This window comes from Bifidobacterium aerophilum, assembly GCF_010667685.1.
GTDB lineage: Bacteria > Actinomycetota > Actinomycetes > Actinomycetales > Bifidobacteriaceae > Bifidobacterium > Bifidobacterium aerophilum.
In genome coordinates this window covers 77,132-98,674 of sequence record NZ_WHZW01000010.1, presented here as the reverse complement: position 1 = coordinate 98,674, position 21,543 = coordinate 77,132, and the positions used below count along the sequence as shown (strand labels likewise).

At 63.4% G+C, this 21,543-nt stretch carries 14 protein-coding genes and 2 tRNA genes; 8 read left to right on the top strand and 8 right to left on the bottom strand.

The features are described 5' to 3' along the window. Positions 1–750: 750 nt before the first annotated feature. Positions 751–823, bottom strand: a tRNA-Ala gene (locus GFD25_RS05995). A gap of 54 nt (positions 824–877) precedes the next feature. Then, positions 878–951: transfer RNA gene (locus GFD25_RS05990), tRNA-Ile, on the bottom strand. Positions 952–1,315: 364 nt separating this feature from the next. Between GFD25_RS05990 and GFD25_RS05985 the strand changes: the two genes are divergently transcribed. The 3 genes from GFD25_RS05985 to GFD25_RS05975 all read left to right on the top strand — a co-directional run bounded on the left by GFD25_RS05985 (position 1,316) and on the right by GFD25_RS05975 (position 5,074). Then, a complete protein-coding gene (locus tag GFD25_RS05985; protein ID WP_338024630.1) occupies positions 1,316–3,487 on the top strand; it encodes a beta-N-acetylhexosaminidase in 2,172 nt (723 codons plus the stop codon). A gap of 132 nt (positions 3,488–3,619) precedes the next feature. Further along, the gene (locus tag GFD25_RS05980) at positions 3,620–4,441 is read left to right on the top strand and encodes an acyltransferase domain-containing protein (protein WP_239512435.1); all 822 of its coding nucleotides are present in this window, start codon (positions 3,620–3,622) and stop codon (positions 4,439–4,441) included. Positions 4,442–4,546: 105 nt separating this feature from the next. Beyond that, entirely contained in the window at positions 4,547–5,074 is a 528-nt protein-coding gene (locus GFD25_RS05975; protein WP_163230963.1) for a SprT-like domain-containing protein, read from the top strand. Positions 5,075–5,264: 190 nt separating this feature from the next. Here GFD25_RS05975 and GFD25_RS05970 read toward each other — a convergent pair whose 3' ends face one another. The 3 genes from GFD25_RS05970 to GFD25_RS05960 all read right to left on the bottom strand — a co-directional run bounded on the left by GFD25_RS05970 (position 5,265) and on the right by GFD25_RS05960 (position 8,284). Further along, positions 5,265–5,744, bottom strand: coding sequence for a Dps family protein (locus GFD25_RS05970; protein ID WP_163230918.1), 480 nt, complete (start codon positions 5,742–5,744; stop codon positions 5,265–5,267). Positions 5,745–6,092: 348 nt separating this feature from the next. After that, entirely contained in the window at positions 6,093–7,394 is a 1,302-nt protein-coding gene (locus GFD25_RS05965; RefSeq protein WP_163230916.1) for a hemolysin family protein, read from the bottom strand. Positions 7,395–7,654: 260 nt separating this feature from the next. Continuing rightward, the gene (locus tag GFD25_RS05960; protein ID WP_239512434.1) at positions 7,655–8,284 is read right to left on the bottom strand and encodes a carbonic anhydrase; all 630 of its coding nucleotides are present in this window, start codon (positions 8,282–8,284) and stop codon (positions 7,655–7,657) included. A gap of 295 nt (positions 8,285–8,579) precedes the next feature. Between GFD25_RS05960 and ahpC the strand changes: the two genes are divergently transcribed. From ahpC to GFD25_RS05945, 3 genes are all read left to right on the top strand, one after another. Then, complete coding sequence (ahpC, locus tag GFD25_RS05955; RefSeq protein WP_163230912.1) at positions 8,580–9,143, top strand: alkyl hydroperoxide reductase subunit C; 564 nt, start codon at positions 8,580–8,582, stop codon at positions 9,141–9,143. Positions 9,144–9,203: 60 nt separating this feature from the next. Then, complete coding sequence (locus GFD25_RS05950; protein ID WP_338024629.1) at positions 9,204–11,120, top strand: FAD-dependent oxidoreductase; 1,917 nt, start codon at positions 9,204–9,206, stop codon at positions 11,118–11,120. Positions 11,121–11,286: 166 nt separating this feature from the next. Further along, positions 11,287–11,511, top strand: coding sequence for a hypothetical protein (locus GFD25_RS05945; protein ID WP_163230908.1), 225 nt, complete (start codon positions 11,287–11,289; stop codon positions 11,509–11,511). Between the two features lie 148 nt (positions 11,512–11,659). On the opposite strand, the gene GFD25_RS12390 is transcribed toward GFD25_RS05945, so the two are convergent. Both GFD25_RS12390 and GFD25_RS05940 read right to left on the bottom strand, forming a co-directional pair. Continuing rightward, positions 11,660–11,785 (bottom strand): hypothetical protein, encoded by a 126-nt coding sequence (locus GFD25_RS12390; RefSeq protein ID WP_275575576.1) that lies wholly within the window; start codon positions 11,783–11,785, stop codon positions 11,660–11,662. 311 nt (positions 11,786–12,096) lie between these two features. Continuing rightward, entirely contained in the window at positions 12,097–17,004 is a 4,908-nt protein-coding gene (locus GFD25_RS05940; RefSeq protein WP_163230906.1) for an Ig-like domain-containing protein, read from the bottom strand. 375 nt (positions 17,005–17,379) lie between these two features. Between GFD25_RS05940 and GFD25_RS05935 the strand changes: the two genes are divergently transcribed. Then, the gene (locus tag GFD25_RS05935) at positions 17,380–18,981 is read left to right on the top strand and encodes an MFS transporter (protein WP_163230903.1); all 1,602 of its coding nucleotides are present in this window, start codon (positions 17,380–17,382) and stop codon (positions 18,979–18,981) included. A gap of 57 nt (positions 18,982–19,038) precedes the next feature. Here GFD25_RS05935 and GFD25_RS05930 read toward each other — a convergent pair whose 3' ends face one another. Continuing rightward, a complete protein-coding gene (locus GFD25_RS05930; protein ID WP_163230901.1) occupies positions 19,039–19,212 on the bottom strand; it encodes a hypothetical protein in 174 nt (57 codons plus the stop codon). 574 nt (positions 19,213–19,786) lie between these two features. Here GFD25_RS05930 and GFD25_RS05925 point away from each other — a divergent pair. Further along, entirely contained in the window at positions 19,787–21,343 is a 1,557-nt protein-coding gene (locus GFD25_RS05925) for an MFS transporter (protein ID WP_163230899.1), read from the top strand. The last annotated feature ends 200 nt before the right edge of the window (positions 21,344–21,543 follow it).

Below are 21,543 nucleotides of genomic sequence, written 5' to 3'. Positions count from 1 at the left end.
CTTTCACAGGAGAAGAAAGGAGAAGAAGGAAGAAGTTTCAGTTATCGGGCCTTTCGGCCGTTGACTACATATAACCACCCGTTTCATGACGCAACATCCGAGAATCCTGAGAGTTTCTTGGGAATGTCGGGATGAGTCCGTGAAGGGATTCACTGGGCCGTCATGCTTCTTTTGTGCCACGGTAGAGGAAAATCGACGGAAAACCGCTACTGTGGCACGCGCATTTGCCACGGTAGGGAGGGTAAGCGGTTACTTCGTGAACCGGGACAACATGCGCTCCCGCAAAACCGCGGAATTCCGCCATTTTCGAAATGACAGGATTTCCCCACCATCATGACGCTTGCCACGGTAGCCCCAAATCACCTTAAATCCGCTACCGTGGCACGCCAACGACACGCATAATGCCCGAAAGAGCCCGCATCGGCATCAGAACAGGATGGGACGGACGCTCAAAATGACCCACGCCACGCCGACAACACGCGCGGACAAGACCCACGTTTCTTTACTTAACCCCAATGGCCACCGAACGACCAGACCACCAGACACACAATTTGGCCTATAACCCCCAGTCCAACAATCGGGGTGCGGTTCAGTTTTGGTTCCTATAGCCCCTTTATTCGGTGCCGTGCGCTCCGCGTGCACTTAACGCTCCATTAGGCGTGGCGGTAATCCCATTTGGAGCGTGAAAACAGCCGATGTCCAACGAAAGCAAAAACCCTCGGAATCGTTGGAATTCCAAGGGTTTGTAAGTGGAGCATGCCGGGTTCGAACCGGCGACCCTCTGCTTGCAAAGCAGATGCGCTACCAGCTGCGCCAATGCCCCGTATCTGGTTGGGTAGAAAAAAAGAGCGGCTCGAAGGCCGCTTCATTTTTCCTGTGGGCCCGGGAGGACTTGAACCTCCGACCTCATCCTTATCAGGGATGCGCTCTAACCACCTGAGCTACGGGCCCGATCCATACGCTTCAAAAGCGCACAATCGACTAGATTACCAGAGATCGTTTCTGCGTCAAGCCGGTGGGTGTCCTCGGCGTGTCGCATTCTGTCTCAAGCGATTTCAGGTGTCTCTACCGGTCGTCCTGGCCGGTCCTAGTCCATTCCGGCTCGTTCCGTCCGCCCCGGTCCACTGCAATCCATCACGATGCAATCCATCACGATCCATTCCGGTCCGTTGCGATCGAGGCAACGTCGCGCGCCGATCACTGCGATAGCGTCGTCCGTCACTAGACTGAAAACCGTCGTCAATCAGCATATTGCCGTGCATGAAGTGGTGTCCGGCACAACGAACGCGCCGCACGCGCGAAAGGATCGGTCATCGTGCAGTATTCGGTCAAGCTTCCCACCTCGCACAACGCGTCTCCCGACGTCATCGTTCGGGACTTCGAACTCATCCCCCAGCCGCAACGCATCGAATTTGCTCCCGCGTCCGGACACGGTAACGCAACCGACGGCAACGCCACCGCCGGCGGTACGGCAACCGTAACGCTGCCGTACTCCGGTCGCATCGCCCAGCAAACCGGTGACCATGACCCATCCTGCGTCCTCGCCAACCAGATCGCCGACGACATCGCCGCCGCGACCGGACTGCGCTGGGACGTGACGAAAGGCGGCCGCTGGCAGTCCTTCGTCACCCTGTCGATCGACGAAACCGTCCTGCCGCAACAAGCCCACGCCTACCGCCTGACGGTCGGCTCCGACGGCATCCGCGTCACCGGAAACGACGAGTCCGGCCTGCGCGACGGCGTGCAGACGCTGCGCCAGATCATCCGTCAGTGCGCGCCCGTCCTGCCCTCGCTCGTCATCGAGGACCACCCGGCATACGAGACCCGCGGCTACTATCTCGACGCGACGCGCGGCCGCGTGCCCACGCTCGACTGGCTGAAAACCTGGGCCGACAAGCTGTGCCTGTACAAGTACAACCAACTGCAGCTGTACGTCGAGCACACGTTCCTGTTCGATGGGATGAGCGAAACGTGGCGCGGCACCAGCCCGCTCACTCCGGCCGACATCATCGCGTTCGACGACTACTGCGCGGCGCGCGGCATCGAACTGGTACCGTCCGTCTCGACGTTCGGACACCTGTACATGGCGCTGCGCACCCGCGAGCTGCGCCGGCTCGGCGAATTCCCCGAACAGGCCGACCGTCCGTACAGCCTCGTGGAACGCATGGAACACCACACGCTCAACATCACCGAACCGGACTCGCTGGCCCTGTCGTTCACGCTCATCGACGACTATCTCGACCTGTTCCGCACCCGCAAGTTCAACATCTGCGGCGACGAGACCTTCGATCTCGGCAAGGGCCGATCCAAGTCGGAAGCCGACCGCCGAGGCGTGGCCGCGATGTACGCCGACTACGTGTCTCGCCTGTGCGGCCACCTGTCCGAACAGGGCCGCGAACCGCTGTTCTGGGGCGACATCGCGATCGAAATGCCCGAGATCCTGACCATGCTGCCCGACGACGTGACCCTGCTCAACTGGCTGTACGCGCCGAACATCACCGACGACAAGGTACGGCTCGTCGCGCAATCCGGCGCGCGGCAGTACGTGTGCCCGGCCGTCTGGTGCTGGAACGCGCTGCTGCCGCGGCTCGACTGGGCGTGGAACAACATCTCGCGTCTCGCCCGCTACGGCATGCGCTACGACGCGGCCGGATTCCTCGTGACCGACTGGGGCGATTACGGGCACGTCAACGACCCGCGCATGGCCGTGACCGGCATGATCTACGGCGCGCAATGCGCGTGGAACCCGGACGCCGTGCAGGACATCGACGAGATGAACCGGCGCGTTTCCGTGGCCGAATACGGTGACGCGACCGGCACGTTCGTCGCGCTGCTGCGCGAGGCGTCACGGCAGGTGACGTTCGGCTGGGACCGGCTCGTGCAGTATCTCGAACTGGACATGGGCGACGGTTCGCTGAACCGCGACGTGCGGGACGCGATCTGGACAGGCGACGATGCGGACGCGCGGGCTCACATCCGGGCCAGTGAGACCGTTGCCGAGGCGCGGGAACGACTGCTCGCATGGCTTGGCGACGATCTTGCGCGCACTCCTGCAGCGAACCGCGAACTGGACCGGACTGTTGCCGGGTTGGGTGCGGTCGCGGCCGGGATGACCTCGGCCGGCGCGCGTGGTGCGGCCTCCGGTTCGTTGGCGCCGATTCTGGTGGGTGCCGAAGGACAGCGGCTGCTCAACCTGTTTGGCTGGTGCATGGCTGTGCGTGGCGGCGTGATCGATGCGGATAACGGAGCTGGGGACATGCCCGGCGCCGCGGCTGCCGGCGGTACCGTTGACGGCGATATGGTCGTCGGCGACGCGAACGACGGTACGTCCGACGACGAATTCGCCCGATACGAGCGCTCCGTCGCCCGCGATCTCGAACGATGGTTCGAAACGTATGCGACCGTCTGGCGTACGGTCAGCGCCGAATCGGAACTGCGCCGCATCGCCGACGTGATCTGGCGTTGCGCCGACCTGCTACGCGCGTGACCGCATGCGTGACCGATGTTCGGTCGTCCGTTGCCTTCCCCCGACGTTCGCTGGTAGAGTCGTCCGGGCAGATCCCATAGAGAAGAAGAGAAGTGTGGTGGGATGGACGATTGCAACAATCGCTTGACGGTTATGGAAGTGGCCGCCCGCATCGGCATGTTCGAGCCGGTTGCGGCGATGCTGCGTACCCTCGAAGAGAACGGCGAAACGCTGCCTGACGAAGGCATGGACGCCGTACGCGGGCTTACCGAACCTCAGCGACGGGGAGAGTCGTGGCTTGCGCTCAAGTCCGTCATCGGCGAGGATCCGGACGGCATGCGCATGCTGTACTGGATGCTGTACGCTGCCGGACAGTACACGTTCCGCGAATACTGCCGTCTCGGCATCTCCGACCCGGTATTCGACGCGACAATGGCCTGCTTCACGCGGTTCGTCGGCGAGCACAAGGCCAGCTACGGCACCTACGGGTTCGACCGCGACTTCTGGACGTACCGTCAGCTGAGCACCCGACTGTTCCGTCTCGGCGATCTGGAATTCGAACTCGCCTACGAATACGTGCCGGCCTGTCTCGGGTCGTCCCGCGTCGTCAGCATGCACATTCCGTCCGACGCGCGTCTCGATCCCGACCATTGCGACCTGTCGATCGCCAAGTCCCGCGCGTTCTTCGCACGGTTCTTCCCCGAATGGGCGCAGCTGCCGTATGCGTGCGAATCCTGGCTGCTGTCTCCCGCATTGAACGAACTGCTGCCGTCCAGCTCGCATATCCTCGCATTCCAGCATCGTTTCGACATTCTCGAAACGAACCCGGACGCGCAGGACTGGCGCGAATGGGTGTTCCGGCGTTCCCCGTTGCCCGTCGAGGCGCTTCCCGAAGATACCTCGCTACAGCGCAACATGAAGCGGTTCCTGCTTGACGGCGGCAAGGTCGGCACCGGTACCGGACAGCTGCGCTGACCGGTGGCTTCGGAGACACGACGGGCGACGTCCGGACGCGTCCGGACGACACGGATCGATGTTGATGGATTGCCGGTGACGGTGACGCGCAAGCCGATCAAGAACATGTATCTGCGCGTGCGTTCCGCTGACGGTGACGTGGAGATTTCCGCGCCGGCCCGCATGAGCGAGAGGCAGATCGTCGATTTCGTGCGGTCGCGGCGTGAATGGATCGCGTTGCAGCGGAGCCGATTGAGCGGTCTGGCGGGAGGAGGCTCGGGCGGGGCGCAGAATGCGCCGGTCTGGACGGACGAGCTTGCGCGCCGGGCCGAGGCGTCGATCCGTGCCGCATTGCCTGGATTGCTGGCGAAATGGGAGCCGATTATCGGCCGTGCCCCCTCGCATATCTCGTTGCGCGTCATGACCTCGCGATGGGGGTCGTGCACGCCCAAGACCGGGCGGATCCGGCTGAACCTGCAACTGGGGCTGATGGATCCGAAGTTCCTGGAATCCGTGCTGGTGCACGAGATGACGCATTTGTGGAACACGCGCGGTCACGGTCCCGAATTCCAGCGGCGCATGGACATGTATCAGCCGGATTGGCGGCGGCTCAAACGCGAGCTTGACCGGCAGCCGGTGATGCGACGGCCGTAACTGAGTCCATATGTGAGCACAATGCAACAGCGTCCTTATGCGACCGGTGAGCCGCATAAGGACGCTGTATAAGGTCGCTTCCTGCGAAACGAGCGTAATGGCCTCTCACGCCCAGATCCAATAACGGGTTCGAGGTAGAGAAACCGAGACGGTTTCAGTGTATGTCAACCGCGCGGTAGAGCGTTGTGCGCTACGCCAAATGGCTGCGCATGAACCACTGGAACTTCTCGAGCTGCTGGACGTGGTCCTGAATGACGTTGGAGCTGACGAAGTCCAGCTCGTCAAGTTCAGCCACGGCGCGGCGGTCCTCGGCGATGAACGCGTCGTAGTATTCGATCAGCGCCTCGAGATAGGCGGTGGTGCCGGCGCGACCTTCGACGTCGAACGGCTTCCACGTACGGTTGCGGGTGATGGCGTCCGCGCGGCCGTCCGGGGTGCCGCCCAGCGTGGCGATACGCTCGGCCGTCTCGTCGGCCTGAGCCAGCACGGATTCGACCTCCGGGTCGAGCATCTCATGCACGGCGATGAAGTTCGGTCCGGTCACGTTCCAATGCGCGTGCTTGAGCACCAGCGCGGCCTCCTGCTCCTGGCTGAGACGGTTCTGCAGGATGGCGATGGCCTTTTCGGACGTGGCCTCGTCGAGTCCGGGAACAACGAATGCAAGCGTCATGACTTGCTCCTTTCGGTGGTTGGCTTCTTGTGGGAGCCGGGTATATCCACTCTACGGTCCCCGGCCCGCCGCCACACGCGGTCCGACAGTGTCGTATCTCACAGTGCGTATCCCGCACTGCCATGACCGCTGTCCAAGCCATTCCCCTCACAACGAACGATGCCCGCTCCCCAACAGGGAACGGGCATCATGTCAGGTGAGTTCTGCGGCTGCGTTACACCTCGGCCACCGGCGCGTGATCGGGTATCGGCAATTATGGACTCGCCGTTGGCGAGGCCCAATGTTGCCTTCGCTCAACTACCGTTTCGCTCAGGCCTCGGCTACGGACAGTCCACTGGACTGTCCGCTTTACGCCTCGGCAGCCTTACGTACCTCGATCGTTTCGATGCGGCGACCGTCGACCTTGGTGACCACCATGTCGTAGCCGTCGTCGGAGTGCAGTACGTCGCCCTCCTCGCCCATCTTGCCGGTGTGCGCAAGGAAGTATCCGGCCACCGTCTCGTACGGGCCGTCCTCAAGTTCGATGCCGGTCAGGTCGTCGAAGTCCTCGATCGTCATGCCGCCGTCGATCGTCGCCACGCCGTTCACGAACGCGGTGCGCCCATTCTTGCCGGTCTTGCCCGACTCCTCCGGCAGATCGTATTCGTCGCGGATGTCGCCCACGAGTTCCTCGGTCATGTCCTCCAGCGTCACGATGCCGTCGGTGCCGCCGTACTCGTCGATCACCACGGCGAGGTGGATGCCGCGCTTGCGCAGCAGCGACAGGCTCGGCAGCAGCTTCGACGTGCCCGGCAGCGAGATTCCCTCTCGCGTCACGTCGGCCACGGTCTTCGCGTTCGGGTCGCGCACGTCGAGCAGGTCGCGCACGTGCACGAAGCCGATCACGTCGTCGAAGTCCTTGCCGGTGACCGGGTAACGCGAGTACGGCATCTCGCGCACGTAGGCGGCCGCGTCGGCGATCGACTGCGAGCCGTCAAGGAACACGACGTCCGCACGCGGGCGCATGACTTCGGCCACGATCGTTTCGGACGCGTCGAAGACGTCGTCCAGGATCGTGCGTTCGTCCTTGCTCAGCGACGTGTTCGTGTTGACCAGCACGCGCAGCTCGTCGTCGGAAACCTCGCTTTCCGTCTCGTTCGGATCGAAGCCGAGCAGGCGGACGATGCCGTTCGTGTTCTTGCCGATGAGCCAGATGATCGGACGGCAGATCGTCGCGAAGATGTCGATCGCGGGCACGACGGCGCGCGCGATCTGTTCGGTGCGCTGCATGGCGATGCGCTTCGGCACCATTTCCGAGATGACGATCGAGCAGTACGAGATGATGAGCGTGAGGCTGATGGTGGTCAGCGGCGCGGCGATGTGCGCGGGCACGCCCCAGCTTTCGACGACGGGCACGATGTACGGGGAGATCGACGATTCGCCGAACGATGCGGACAGGAAGCCGCAGAGCGTCACGCCGATCTGCACGGTGGACAGGAACGTGTTCGGGTCGCGGGCGATCTTCGCCACGCGGGCGCCGCGGGCATCCTCCTGTTCCATCTGGTCGACCTGCGAGCCGCGCAGCGAAACGAGCGCGAGTTCGGTGCCGGAAAACACGGAACCGAGGAGCAGGAAGACGAAGATCAGGAGGATGTTCATACCAAGTGACATGCCCTCCACTCTAGAGGTGTGGCACGTCAATCAGGATAAGCGGAGGAACCCTGAATGTGGGGATAGACGGACGCATATTTTCGAATGTGGGGATGGAGATACCAGATAATTCCCGAAAATCGAAATATTTGGTGTCTTTGTCCCCACATTCCCAAAAGTGGGGACAAAGACACCATGTGGAAGCGGATATTCGGCGGTTATTGGTGTCTCCATCCCCACATTCCGCCGGCCCGGTCCAGTCCGGTCCGACTTGGGAGGGGTCAGAAACTGAGCACCTCGACCTTGCCGGTGGTGAGCTGGTAGCGCGCGCCGACGATCATGAGCTTGTCGTGGGCCAGCGCGTCCTGGATCACCTCGGAACGCGTGACCAGCTCCTCGATCGTGTGTGCCACGTGCACGCGTTCGAAGTCCTCGTGCGCATCCAGTTCGGCCTGCCTCGCCTGCCACACCGACATGCCGACCGTGCGCAGCATGATCGATTCGGCTTCCGCGATCCGCTCGTCCAGATCGTCGATCGCCTCGGCGGCCTCCAACGAGCTGGCCGGATCGTGCGTCGTCGCTTCGATCATCTCGTCCAGCTCGCGTGCGGCCATGTCGATCGCGCCGCATCCCTCGTGGCCGAGGATCACCAGCAGACTCACGTGCAACTTGCTGACGGCGTATTCGAGCGACGCGATCACCGCGTCATCCAGCACCTGTCCGGCGGTGCGCACGGTGAACAGGTCGCCCAGTCCGGCATCGAAAATGATCTCCGGCGGCACTCGCGAATCCGAGCAGGAAAGCACCGCCGCGTCCGGATTCTGCCGATCGATCAGCGACTCGCGCGTGGTCGTGTCCTGCCACGGATGCTCCGGCTTGCCTTCCGCGAACCGGCGATTGCCGGCCAGCAGACGACTCCACGTCGAGTTTGCGGTCGACTCGCGCTGCGCGCCGTCGGCGTCGTCCGGGTTGACGGTATTGTCGGGGTTCTGTTCGAACTGGTCTGCTGACATGATGCTCCTCTTCGACGTGGTCCGAATGCATCCATAGTAAGGCAACGTCATGCTGATTTGCGGTGTGATTATTCTCATGTGCGCTGCCGGCGCAGGGACTCGGCGCGGCGCGGACGGCCGGGATACGATAGAAAACGGTGCTCGGGAACGCGTATCCCGAGCGGAACGCCGAGTTTTTCAGAAAGGAACGACGATGACCCTGCTGCAGCACGAGCTCACCGATTTCAAGGTGCAGGCCTTCCAGAACAACGAATTCCACGAGGTGACCAAGGACGACGTGCTCGGCCACTGGTCCGTGTTCTTCTTCTACCCGGCCGACTTCACGTTCGTGTGCCCGACCGAGCTCGAGGACCTCGCCGCGAAGTACGAGGACTTCAAGAAGATCGGCTGCGAGATCTACTCCGTCTCGACCGACACGCACTTCGTGCACAAGGCGTGGCACGACGCGAACGAGAAGATCGCGAAGATCCAGTACCCGATGCTGGCCGACCCGACCGCGCTGCTCGCGCGCGACCTCGACACCTACAACGAAGCCGACGGCATGGCCGAGCGCGGCGACTTCATCGTGAACCCCGAAGGCAAGGTCGTGGCGTACGAGGTCATCTCCTCGAACGTCGGACGCAATGCGGACGAGCTGCTGCGCCGCGTGCAGGCCTCGCAGTTCGTGTACGAGCACGGCGACCAGGTCTGCCCGGCCAAGTGGCAGCCGGGTGAGGACACCATCGAGCCGAGCCTCGATCTGGTCGGCCTGCTCTGATCGTGACGTTTTCTGCGGCTCCCTCGCGTGAGGGAGCCGTTTTCATCTCGTTTTCCTGTGGTGCAAAGGAGCTTTTTCATGACTGATACCAGCAATCTCTACGATGTGGTGGTGATCGGCGGCGGTCCGGCGGGACTCACCGCGGGCCTGTACCTTGCGCGCGCCCGCTACCGCGTGCTCGTGCTCGAAAAGGACGATTTCGGTGGTCAGATCACCATCACCAACGAAGTCGTGAACTACCCGGGCGTCGGCCGCACGACCGGCCGCGCGCTCACCCAGACCATGCGTCAGCAGGCTCGCGATTTCGGCGCGGAGTTCCTGTCCGCGGAAGCCACCGGACTCGATGTCGACGGCGACATCAAAACCGTACACACCTCGCGCGGCGACCTGCGCACGTTCGGCATCGTGCTCGCCACTGGCGCCTCCCCGCGCAAGCTCGGCTTCGAGGGCGAGGCCGAATATGCGGGCCGCGGCGTGGCCTACTGCGCCACCTGCGACGGCGAGTTCTTCACCGGCCGCGAGGTCCTGGTTGTCGGCGGCGGATTCGCGGCGGCCGAGGAATCCGTGTTCCTCACCAAGTACGCGAGCAAGGTCACTGTGCTTGTGCGCGAGCCCGATTTCACCTGTGATGCGTCCGTCGCGGCGGAAACGAAGAAGAACCCGAAGATCGACGTGCGCTACAACACGGTGCTTGACGGTGTGACCGCCGGTCAGGGCGGCCTGCGCGAGGCGACGGTCCGCAACGTCGAGACCGGCGAGACGGAGACATGGAAGCCGGCTGATGACGGCACGTTCGGCGTGTTCGTGTTCGCCGGATACGTGCCCGCGACCGATCTCGTGCGCGGGGTCGTCGAACTCGACGATCACGGCTATGTGGTCACGCACGGCTATCTCGAGACGTCGGTGCCGGGCGTGTACGCGGCCGGCGACCTGCGCGTCAAGAACCTGCGTCAGGTCGTCACCGCGACCGCCGACGGCGCGATCGCGGCCGTCGAACTGGAACGCTACGCCAAGTCGATGAGTGAAAAGACCGGACTCGTGCCGCCGCGCCCGACCGCGAGCGTGTACGAGCAGGCCGAAGCGAGCGCGACAGCGAACGTAAGTGTCGCTGCGAACGCCGGCACCACGCCCGCCCCCGCGCCGGTCAAGCGCAGCGCGGATGCCGCCGCGGCCGCCGCGCAGACCGCGAAGAAGCCCGGCGAACTGTTCTCCGCCGCGATCAAGCAGCAGCTCGGCGTCGTCTTCGGCCGCATGACCCGGCCGGTCACGCTCGCGCTGGAACTGGACGATACCCCGCTGTCCGCGGAATTGCAGGGATTTATCGGCGAGATGGTCGCGCTGTCCGGCGGCAAGCTGAATTCGGTCGCGATCGATGCGGCCGGCTTGGTCTCGTCCGTTGATGGTGAGAGCGCACCGACGGAACTGGTGGTCGGCGAGCCGGCGACGATCGTGCTGCCCGGCGGTACCGAACTGTCGGTGTACGGATCGCTGGACGACAACGGTCGCGCCGAATTCGACCCGGCCGGGCTGCTGCCGGTCGCGCGTCCTGCCGTGCGTCTGTGCGTGTGGGATGAGTCCGCCGGCCGACTGACGGCGACCGGACTCGCGTTCCACGGCGTGCCGAGCGGGCACGAGTTCAACTCGTTCGTGCTGGGACTGTACAACGCGGCCGGCCCGGGCCAGCCGATCGACGACGACTTGCGCGAACGTGCGACTGCGGCCAGCCCGACCGACATCATGATCCTCGTGTCGCTCACCTGCACGATGTGCCCGGAGACGGTGCTCGCCTCGCAGCGCATCGCGTCGCTCAACCCCGGCGTGCGAGCGGAAGCGTACGACATCTCGCACTTCCCCGAGCTGAAGGACCAGTACGGCGCGATGAGCGTGCCGTGCATCGTCATCAACCAGGGCGGCGAGCAGAAGGTCGAGTTCGGCAAGAAGAGCGTGCCGCAGATGCTCGGCCTGATCGGGGCGTGACACGGGTTTTCTGGCACCGGTCATGCCGCGCACCCTCCTTTTGTCTGCTTACAACAATCCTTGCATGTAAGCACGCGGGAGTTGCCATGTTGGGATTCGCGAGTTTCGGGGGCGTAATGCCGAGGGGCCGTGAGCGGTGAATGAACCGTACTTCCGATCATCGAACTTGGATTATTCCAGTCCGACAATCGAGGTGCGGTTCAACATCGTTGGTGTGCGTTTATCGGCGTTGCTGTCCCCTGTCGACGCCGACAATCAGCGCTATGCCGACGTTCTTGGTGTGCAACGCGCGACTCGCACCGGAACCATGCGTGAGATTGTTCACATCGGTTGTGTGCTGAACGGCAACCGTCACTATGTTCAAGTGATCGTGACGTCGGCTCGTACATAGTGATATTTGAGAGGTCTGAATCATCACTATGTACGAGTCTGTGTCGCGATCGCTCGAACATGGTGACGGTGCGGTGTGCGGAATATATGTAAGTACGATGAAAAGCGGACGCCATTGTCCTGAATGATCAGCTTCGTTGATGGTTGGGTTACCTGTCCTGATCGTATTCGCGGGCGATCGTGATCATGGTCTTGGCCATGTCGTCGTCCATGTGCTTCATGTTGGCGAATCCGGTCATGACCAGTCCGCGCTTCACGTACTTGAGAATATCCATCGTGCGTCACCTCCTCCCCTGCTTGGCTGACGTCCAGCATAGCGTATCTCATCGTTAAGATAATTGCGGTTGGGTTAAGGGAAGGTGACGGTTGACTGACATATGGCCGGATATGGCAAAGCCTCCGCGGGGTTGTGCGGAGGCTTCGTGCGGCCGTCTGAAGCAGGATGGAAACAAGAGACGGCTGATCAGCTAAGCGGATGTGGTCGTATAGGCATCACCTCGGTTGTGGTGGGTCTGAAAAGGTGGTGGTGAGGTCGCGGGATGGAATATGAGACGGATTTTCCATCCCGCGACCGTTACCGTATCTCCTACTTGTCGAAGACGACGTGGTAGGTGCGGGTGGCGGTGCCGTCCTCGGAGGTGACGATCACCTGCGTTTCGGCATTGCCGGAGCCGTCGGCGCCGGGCACCACGGTCACGGCCGCGTTGTTGCCGGCGGGCAGCACCGCGAGGCTCGACTCATGACCGGCCGCGACGTGCACGGTTTCGGCCGCCGGGTCGAATCCGGCCAGCGCCTCGCCGTCCACGGTCAGGCCTGCGATCGTCGCGTCGGAGTTGAGCGCCGGGATCTGCGCGTCGCCGCGCACCTCGGTGATCGCCACGACCGCGTCCTCGGCCGACTCGAACGTGATCCGGATGCGCGACGTGCGCACCATGTCGAACGAGTAGGTCGTCTCGTCGCCCTTCGACGACATCGACGAACCCGGCTTGTCGCCGACGGTCGCGTACACCCACGCGGCGTCGTTGGTCTGCTCGACCGGATGCGGCGTGACGGTCAGGTTACGCACCGGCCGCCAGTCGCCATTCGCGTCGAGATATTCGACGCCGACGTGCTCCGGCAGCGCCACGTGCTCGCCGTCCAGGCAGTAGTACACGGTGAACGCGCCGAGGATGAACGGCGTCTCCTCGCCGTAACCGAAGCGGTACTCCAGCCATGCGGTGCGCGACGGATCGCCGGTGGTGGACCAGCGGTTCTTCAGGTTGTAGCCCACACGCGGCGTGTACGAGACGATGCCGTCCATGAGCAGCGAGCTGTCCTCCTGCGCCTTCGGGTCGGGGTTCGTGTAGGAGGCGCGCACCTGCGGGTACACGTCGTTGCGGTACGAGAACAGATCGCGGTTCTGCTCGTGATCGTCGGTCACGCGAACGTGCGCGACGGCCTGCTCCTCGATGCCTTCGACCGTACCGAGCAGCGAGAACGTGCCCGGATGGCGGTACGTGGCCGCTTCCGGAACATCCCACGTGACCGGGCGCTGTTCCTTCGCGCCGTCGGACCAGTAGACGGTGACTTCGGGTACGTCCTCCTGGATGAGCGGCTCGATGCCGGTGATCGTCGCGAGGGATACCGTCTGCACGGCGGCGACCTCGACCACATGCACGGTGGTCGTCACGTCGCGATCAAACCGCGCGATCTTGCCGCGCAGCGTGACCGTGCCGGCGGTGGCGAAGACCGCGTCGGACGCCGGTTCCCAGACGATCGGCAGCGGCGCGTCGACGCCGTGGCCGAACGTGACGATCGCGGTGGCGGGCAGCGTCGGCGTGGTGCCGGCGACGGTGCGCACGTTGGCGACGGTCGTCTTGACCGGGGTCTTCGGTTCGCTGCCGGCCGTGACGGTGACGATCGCCGGCGCGCTGGTCTTGGTCACGCCGCCGTAGGTGACGGACGCGGTGATGTTCGCGGTGCCGCTCAGGCGGGCCTCGACGGTGCCGTCATCGGTCACGCCGGCCACGGATTCGTCGCTGGATGCGAACGTGACCGTCGCGTCGTCGTTCATTGCCAATTCGATCGGACGGCCGACCTCGTCGGTCGCGCGGGCCTCGAGCGTAACGGTGTCGTCCTCGGCCAGCGTGTGCGTCGGCGGCACGATCGTCACTTCGGCGACCGGTGCCGGCGGCACGTCGAGATCGAGCGCGTACGAGTTGTGCTGCTCGCCGTCCTCGGACGTGACGCGCACGACGTACGAACCGTACGGGTAGTGCAGCGGCGGCACGACGTACGCGGTCGCGTTGTCGGCCGCGGTGACCTCGATGACCGGCGCGGGATCGGTGTACGCGCGGTGCAGCGTGTACCGGTGCGTGTCCGCGGCGAAGTCGGCGAGCGGCTTGCCGTCCACGGTGATCGACGCGAGGTCGGTCGTGTCGTGCGCGGCGTCGTCGGCGGATGCCAGCGTGCGCACGGTGGCGGTTGCGGTCAGGTCGTAGCCTTCGATCTCGCCGTTGAACGTGCCGTTGCCGGACGGCGTCCATGCGACCGGAGCGTCGGTCTCGCTACCGTCGTCGAAAACGACCATCGCACGGGCCGGAAGTACCGGATCGGTGCCGGCTGCGGCGGCCAGCGTGACCGGACGTGCGGCGAGCGGATGCGCGACGGTGACGGTCGCGTGCACCGGCAGGCCGGCGGCCTCGCCGTTGATGACGAAGGACTGCGCGCCGGACTTGGCGGCGGCTGCGGTGGCCTGGTCGAGCAGCTCGGAGGTGGCCCATTCGACTGGGATTTCGGCACGGGAGTTGTTGGCGAGCAGCGCGGTCACGGTCTGCGGCAACGCCGGCGTCTCACCGGCACGCACACGCACCGCGGCGTCGCGCACCTCGAGCACGGCGTCGGCAGCCTTGTCGGTCACGGACTCGCTCAGGAACACCTCGACCGAATCGGAGCGCAGGCCCTTGGCCGTTGCGGTCACGCGAATCGGCTTGCCGGAGCCGTCGGACGCGACGATCGCCAGCACCTTGCCGGAGTATGCGGAGTGCACCGGGGACTGCAGCGGCTCGGTGTTCGCCTGATAACCGTTGTCGGTGCCCAGCAGCACGCCGTGTTCCACGTGAAACACGATTTCGTTGTTCGCGCGCGGCACGATCACGCCGGCATCGTCGATCACGTCGGCCTCGACGAAGCTCAGGTCGTGACCGTCGCCATCGATCACATGACGGTCCGGAACCAGCTTGATTCCAGCCGGTGCGCCGGCGGTCGTGATCGAATCGCGGGCGACGACCTTACCGGCCTTGTCGTACGCAACGACCTCGACCGTGCCCGGCTCGAACGGCACCTCCCACTGCAGGGTCAGCTGCTTCGGCTCGTTGCCGTTCTTCTGGTAGCGGTACTCGAACGGCTTGTCGGCGTACTTGTTGCTCAGATGGAACGTCGCCTCGTGCGACTCGAACTCGCGCTTGCCGAGCGAGCGGCCGTTCACGAACAGCTCCGCGGACGCGGCGTTCGTGTAGGCCCACACGGCCACCGACTCGCCCTCGTCCCAGTTCCAGTGCGGCAGCAGATGCACCATCGGCGCATCCTCCGGATCGGTCCACAGCGCCTTGTACAGCCACCACGGGTTCTTCGGGAAGCCGGCCGTGTCGACCATGCCGTAGTACGAGCGCAACGGCGCGAGCACGGTGCCGTCGGACTCCGGCATTTCAGGCTTGTTCCAGTAGAAGTTCGAGATGTACGGCGCCGGCTCGCCGATGTAGTCGAAGCCGGTCCACGCGAACTCGCCGACGTTGAACGGCAGGTTCACGAGACGGTCGAACGCGATGTCGAGCGGGTAGCCGCGGTTCGTGGTGACGTTGTAGTCGGAGATCTCGTACGTGTCCTCCGTCCACGGCCGGCGGCCCTTGGCGAACGGGTAGTCGCGGCCGCGCAGCTGCCATTCGTCTGTCAGGATCGTCGGGTGCACGTAGAAGCCGCGGCACGGCGTGCAGTTGCCGGATTCGGAGTTGAGGATGACGTCGTTCGGGTGCTTCTCGTGCACCTTCTCCATCTGGTCGCGGTTGATGTAGGAGTAGCCGCGCACGTCCATCTGCTCGTGGATCTTGTTGCCGATGCCGTCGATGCCCTTGGACAGGTAGGACGCGTCGTTGACGGAGTTCGGGCGGGTCGGGTCGAGCAGGTGGCAGCGGCGGGTCAGGTCGGCCGCGATCGGGATCTCGGCCTCCTGCCAGGCGACCTCGTTGCCCATGCCCCACATGAACACGCACGGCTCGTTGCGGTCGCGCAGGATCATCGTGGCGAGATCCTCCGGGTAGTCCTGTGCGAAGTAGTTGGAGTAGTCGTTGCGGTTCTTCGGCGCGGTCCACATGTCGGTGAGCTCCTCAAGCAGCAGGAAGCCCATGCGGCTGCACTCCTCGGCCCACACCTTCGAGCACGGGTTGTGGCTGGTGCGGATGGCATTGACGCCCGCGTCCTTGAGGATCTCAAGCTGGCGCACGACGGCACGGCGGTAGGTGGCCGCGCCCAACGCGCCGAGATCGTGGTGCATGCACATGCCGAGCGCGCGCATGTTCACGCCATTGAGATACAGGCCGGACGCCGGGTCGAGCGTGATCCAGCGCAGGCCGATCTTCGATTCGGTCGCATCCGCGATCTCGTCGCCCGACTCGGAGAGCACGGTGGTGCGCAGCGTGTAGCGGTACGGGTCGGACGTGCTCCACAGGTGCGGTTCGGACACGGTGACGGTCTGCTCGTAGCGGTTGGCCGCGTCCGCGTCGTCGTAGTGGGCGGCCGCGTGCGTGGTGTCCGGCGTGTTCGCGGGGACGGTGACGTGATCGGAGACGGCGGCGACGACGGTGCCGTCGGCGTCGATGATTTCGTTGCGCAGGATGACGGCCGCGTCGGTGGCGGTTTCGTTGGCGACGATCGTGGCGACGTGCACGTTCGCGATGCCGTCCTTGACGTCGGATTCGAGCGTCGGAGTGGTGACCTGCGTGCCGAAGCGTGCGACGTGGACCGGCTCGGTGACGGTGAGCGTCACGTCGCGGTAGATGCCGGCGCCGGCGTACCAGCGCGAGCTCGGCTCCTCGTTGTTGGAGCGCACGGTGATGACGTTCTCCTCGCCGAGCTTGAGCTTGCCGGTCAGATCGATGCTGAACGCGGTGTAGCCGTAGTGGTGCTCGGCGATCTTGACGCCGTTGAGCCAGATTTCGGCGCGGTCCATCACGCCGTCGAAGTCGAGGGTGACGCGCTTGCCGGCGAGGGACTCCGGGGCGACGAAGGTCTTGCGATACCAGCCTTCGCCGACCTTGAGGTAGCCGACGGTGGCGCGGGCGTTGCGCGAGAACTTGCCTTCCACGCCGTAGTCGTGCGGCAGGGTGACGGGGCGCCAGTCGGCGTCGTCGTAGGCCGGCTTCTCCGCGCCGTTCGGCGTGCCGCGGAAGAAGCGCCATCCGTGGTTGAAATCGTTGGCGCGCTGCGGGAACGCGTCGGTCGGGTTGGTGTCTGTCGTCATCGTAAGACCTCCATTGACTTGTGATGAGCGAGCTTGGTGCAGCATTGCGTGTTGAACCGGCTTCCTTTGTGAGGGGATCCGGTGAACTTCTATGTGACGTGAACCAGCATATCATCTCAACGATAAGATTGTTGAAAAATGTTGATTTGATAGGCTGCCAAAACGCCGTTGATGGCGCGAAAATCTTAACGATGATATAGTTTTGAACCAGATCAACGAACGATGCATCAACGGCGTGTCGCGAAGTCGCGACACCACGGGGCAGATCCGGGCCATGCCATCGCGGCGTAACCCGCGAACCGACACCACGCCGCACGGCCAGGCCGCACGGGTCTGACGAGCAACCGCAGACGCAACGAAGCAGGAGGAACACCGATGTCACAGTCATCACGTGCGCCGCACGGCCGCCAGTCAGCCGCCGAAGCCACCGTCAAACCGCTGCCGTGGAAGGCCAAGCTCGGCTACTCCACGTTCTCGCTGTCGTACGTCATGCAGACCATGATCGTCACGTGGCAGATGTTCTACTTCACCACGTTCCTGAACGTGCCGATGGCCGTCACCGCCGTGCTCATCGCCACCGGCAAGATCGTCGCGTCCGTCATCGGACCGGTCTGGGGATACATCTCCGACCGTATGTACCGCAACGCGCTCGGCCGCAGGTTCGGCCGCCGCCGGTCCATCCTGATCTTCGCGATCCCCGCCAACTTCGTCTTCTACCTGCTGCTGTGGATCCCGAACCTGCCGATTCCGGTCTACTTCTTCGCGAACCTGCTGTACTGGGCGTTCTTCGCCGGCATCACCACCGTGCAGTACGGTCTGCCGAGCGAGATGACCGAGAACCCGACCCAGCGCGCGCAGCTCGTCGGCGTCAACCAGATCGCCGGCGCGATCGGCGGCACGTTCCTGTCCGTGCTCAACGTCTACCTGTTCACCATCTGGGGCAAGGACAACTGGGAATCGTACTTCAACATGGCCCTGCTGTACGGCATCATCGGCACCGCCGTGCTGCTGCTCGGGTTCCTGTCGATCCAGGAGCGGCCGTTCGATGAATCGACCAACGTGTCCGACGCGGACGTGAACGTCGGCGACGACGATGCTGCCGCAAACGGCCGTCTCGGCTTCGGCCAGCGGCTCGTCTCGGTCGTCTGGAACTTCCTGTCCGTGCTCAAGGTCAAGGAATTCCGCAACTATCTCGGACTGTATCTGTCCGAGGAGATGTTTCGCACCGTGCGCGGCACGCTCAACACGTACTTCGTGATCTTCGTGCTGCTGCTCGACCCGCAGACCGTCTCGCTCGCCACCGGCGTGAACCTGCTGTTCGGCATCGCGTGCGTCGGCTTCTTCATGTGGGTCACCGCGCGCATCGGCGGCCCGCGGGCGTACCGTCTCGGCGGTATCGAGGTGATCTTCGTGTTCCTCGCGATGTTCGTGCTCGCGATGAACGCCGGGGCCTTGCCGACCGGCACCCGCGCCGTGCTGTATATCGGCCTCGGCCTGTTCATGAACTTCGGCATCACGGGCGTGGTGAACGCTACGCAGTACACGTACACGTTCATCCCCGACGTGGACGAGATCATCACGTCCAAACGGCGCGAGGGGCAGTATGCGGCCATCAACTCGACGATCGACGACATCTTCTCCTCAGCCGAGACGATCGTGATCGGCCTGGTCCTGGAGGCGACCGGATTCGTGGAGGGCGCGCAGTCGCAGCCGCCGCAGACCGTGTTCGCGCTCGCGTGCCTGTTCTCGTTCGTGCCGATCGTGATCTGCATCGTCGGCATTGTGTTCACGTACCGGCTGAGGCTCAATCGGGAGAACCACGAGCTGTTGCTGGCCGAGATCGCGCGGTTGCGCGAGGGCGGTTCGATGGCCGACGTGACGGACGATACGCGCGCGCTGGTCGAGAGCCTGACCGGCATGCCGTACGAGCAGTGCTGGGGCCACAACAACGTCATCAACGTCGCCCGGCGTGGGTGAGACGTGGATAAGGAACGTCCCCCAGCGGAGGCTGGGGAACGTAAAGAAACCGTTCGGTTACTTCCGCTTGTTGCTTCGATCAGTTACCGCAGCGTATACCAGAACGGCCACGTAAGTGACCCATGCCAGCGTTGGCGATATTTGACCGGCCAAGGCGACAGACGATGCCGCCGCAATGACGGGGAACATTTCGGAATTGCCGTTATTCGGCTTGCGTTCTTTGGAACCCATGGGATTCCTCCTTATCACTATTGATTTTTGATGGTTTTCGGTGTGCACCGTTCTCCTTTCGTCCGGTACCAACGGAGTCGAAGAGATGTGTCTCAGAATACTGGAATGTGCGGTTGCGGTCGGTTGCGCATGTGAAAAATGGGAGGAACTGTGTCATAATAAGAGCGGTGACAGGCTGTACCACCACGGGTATTTATGGTGCGCAACATAGACTTTTTCTCGTGGAGCATGTCGCCGGGGTATTCACTGCCCTGATTTTTGATGAATGAGGCTCGGCGTCATAAGGCGTCGAGCCTCATTGTGTAGAAGCGACTTCTGCGGTTGCAGACGTATCGGTAACGTTTGCGACACGCCGGAATCGCAAAAATAATCTTATCGATGAGATTTGTGGTAAGGTAGGTTTTGCAAACATCAAGTAAGGGAAATCGAACCGCAGAATCTCAACGATAAGACTCTGCGGGGGAACGTGGAAACGGACGGAGCAGTCCACCCGCAACCAAAGATCACGCCGCACCGCAAACAGCCCGTGACCTTGCCGCGCGCGATTTTCCGCAGAGAAACAGGAGAACACGAAATGTCCAGTTCGACTCCCGCAGTCGGCCGCAAGCTGACGTGGGTGACCAAGTTCACCTACGCGCTGCTGCCGCTGTCGTTCACCATGACCACCATGGTCATGACCTGGCAGATGATCTACTACACCCAGCCGCTCGCCATCTCCATCGGCATCGTCACCACGATGCTCGCGGTCGGCAAGGCCATCGGCGGTTTCATCACGCCGATCTGGGGCTACATCTCCGACCGTATGTACTCCACCTCCTTCGGCCGCAAGGTCGGCCGTCGTAAGGGCACGCTGCTCATCGCCGCACCGCTGAACCTCATCTTCTACGTGCTGCTGTGGGTTCCGAACATGCCGGTGTGGTACTACCTGGTTATCAACGTCATCTACTACGGCGTCTACCCGGGCATCAACACCGTCGTCTACTCGCTGCCTTCCGAAATGACCGATGATTCCAAGGATCGCGCCCAGCTCGTGGCCGTCCAGCAGATCGGCGGCGGCGTCGGCGGCTTCGCCCTCTCCATGGTCAACGCCTACCTGTTCAAGATCTGGGGCGCCGACGGTTGGCAGCCGTACTTCAAGATCGCCATGATCTACGCCGTGCTCGGCACCGCGCTGCTCGTCATCGGCGCGCTGTGCATCAAGGAGCGTCCGTACGACGAGACCACCGACATCTCCTCCGCCGACAAGGGCAACGCCGAGAAGGTCGGCTTCTTCGGCCGCCTCGTCTCCGTCTTCTGGAACTTCCTCTCGGTGCTGCGCATCAAGACCTTCCGCAACTACCTCGGCATCTTCCTGTCGCAGATGACCTTCCGTACCGTCCGCGGCCAGATCAACGCCTACTTCATCATGTTCGTGCTGCTGCTGACCCCGGCCGAGGTCTCCTTGTCCACCGGCTTCAGCTTCCTGTTCGGCATGGTCTGCGTCGTCATCTGGGCGACGATCATCACCAAGCTCGGCGGCATGCGCGCCTACCGCATCGGCTCCTGGTTCACCATCGCGCTGTTCGTCGGCATCTACATCCTCGCGCTGAACGTCTCCTCCCTGCCGAAGGCGACCGTCACGCTGGTCTTCACCATCCTGATCACGCTGTTCACGCTCGGCAACTCCGGCATCGTGAACGCGCAGACCTACGTGCAGTCCTTCGTCCCGGACGTCGACGAGCTGGTCACCGGCAAGCGCCGTGAAGGCCAGTACGCCGGCATCCAGTCCACGCTCGAGGTCATCGTCAACACCGTGGTCACCATCCTCGTGGGCGTCATCCTGCAGGCCGTCGGCTTCCAGTCCGGCGCCGACGTCAAGACCCAGTCCGCGACCGTCGTCAACGTGCTGCTCTACATGTACTGCGGCACCGTGGTCGTGCTCGCCCTCGTCGGCATCCTGCTGACCTACCGCATGCACCTCAACGAGAAGACCCACGACATCCTCGTCGCCGAGTCTGCCCGCCTGCGCAACGGTGGTTCGATGGCCGACGTCACCGATGAGACCCGCAAGGTCGTCGAGGATCTCGCCGGCATCCCGTACGAGCAGTGCTGGGGCCACAACAACGTGATCAACGCGACCCACAAGGGCTGATGATCTCGGCTCGCTGAGCTCGCTGCGGGAGTGGTCTTTCTTCCATCCAATCTCTCCTGCTCCCGCGGCTTCCCTTCATAACTGAACACCAAACAACGCATGAGGCCTCGTTCCGGGATTACGCCTGCCCGGAACGAGGCCTCATGCGTTGTTTGGCGGTCGTAACCGTCACTATGTTCGCGTCCATATCATGATCGTTC

Bases quoted from the DNA above. Each gene is read 5' to 3' on its own strand.
- GFD25_RS12390 (WP_275575576.1), bottom strand. From the start codon at position 11,785: ATGGATATTCTCAAGTACGTGAAGCGCGGACTGGTCATGACCGGATTC.
- GFD25_RS05970 (WP_163230918.1), bottom strand. From the start codon at position 5,744: ATGACGCTTGCATTCGTTGTTCCCGGACTCGACGAGGCCACGTCCGAA.
- GFD25_RS05930 (WP_163230901.1), bottom strand. From the start codon at position 19,212: ATGGGTTCCAAAGAACGCAAGCCGAATAACGGCAATTCCGAAATGTTC.
- GFD25_RS05935 (WP_163230903.1), top strand. From the start codon at position 17,380: ATGTCACAGTCATCACGTGCGCCGCACGGCCGCCAGTCAGCCGCCGAA.
- GFD25_RS05975 (WP_163230963.1), top strand. From the start codon at position 4,547: ATGTATCTGCGCGTGCGTTCCGCTGACGGTGACGTGGAGATTTCCGCG.
- GFD25_RS05980 (WP_239512435.1), top strand. From the start codon at position 3,620: ATGGAAGTGGCCGCCCGCATCGGCATGTTCGAGCCGGTTGCGGCGATG.
- GFD25_RS05965 (WP_163230916.1), bottom strand. From the start codon at position 7,394: ATGTCACTTGGTATGAACATCCTCCTGATCTTCGTCTTCCTGCTCCTC.
- GFD25_RS05925 (WP_163230899.1), top strand. From the start codon at position 19,787: ATGTCCAGTTCGACTCCCGCAGTCGGCCGCAAGCTGACGTGGGTGACC.
- GFD25_RS05940 (WP_163230906.1), bottom strand. From the start codon at position 17,004: ATGACGACAGACACCAACCCGACCGACGCGTTCCCGCAGCGCGCCAAC.
- ahpC (WP_163230912.1), top strand. From the start codon at position 8,580: ATGACCCTGCTGCAGCACGAGCTCACCGATTTCAAGGTGCAGGCCTTC.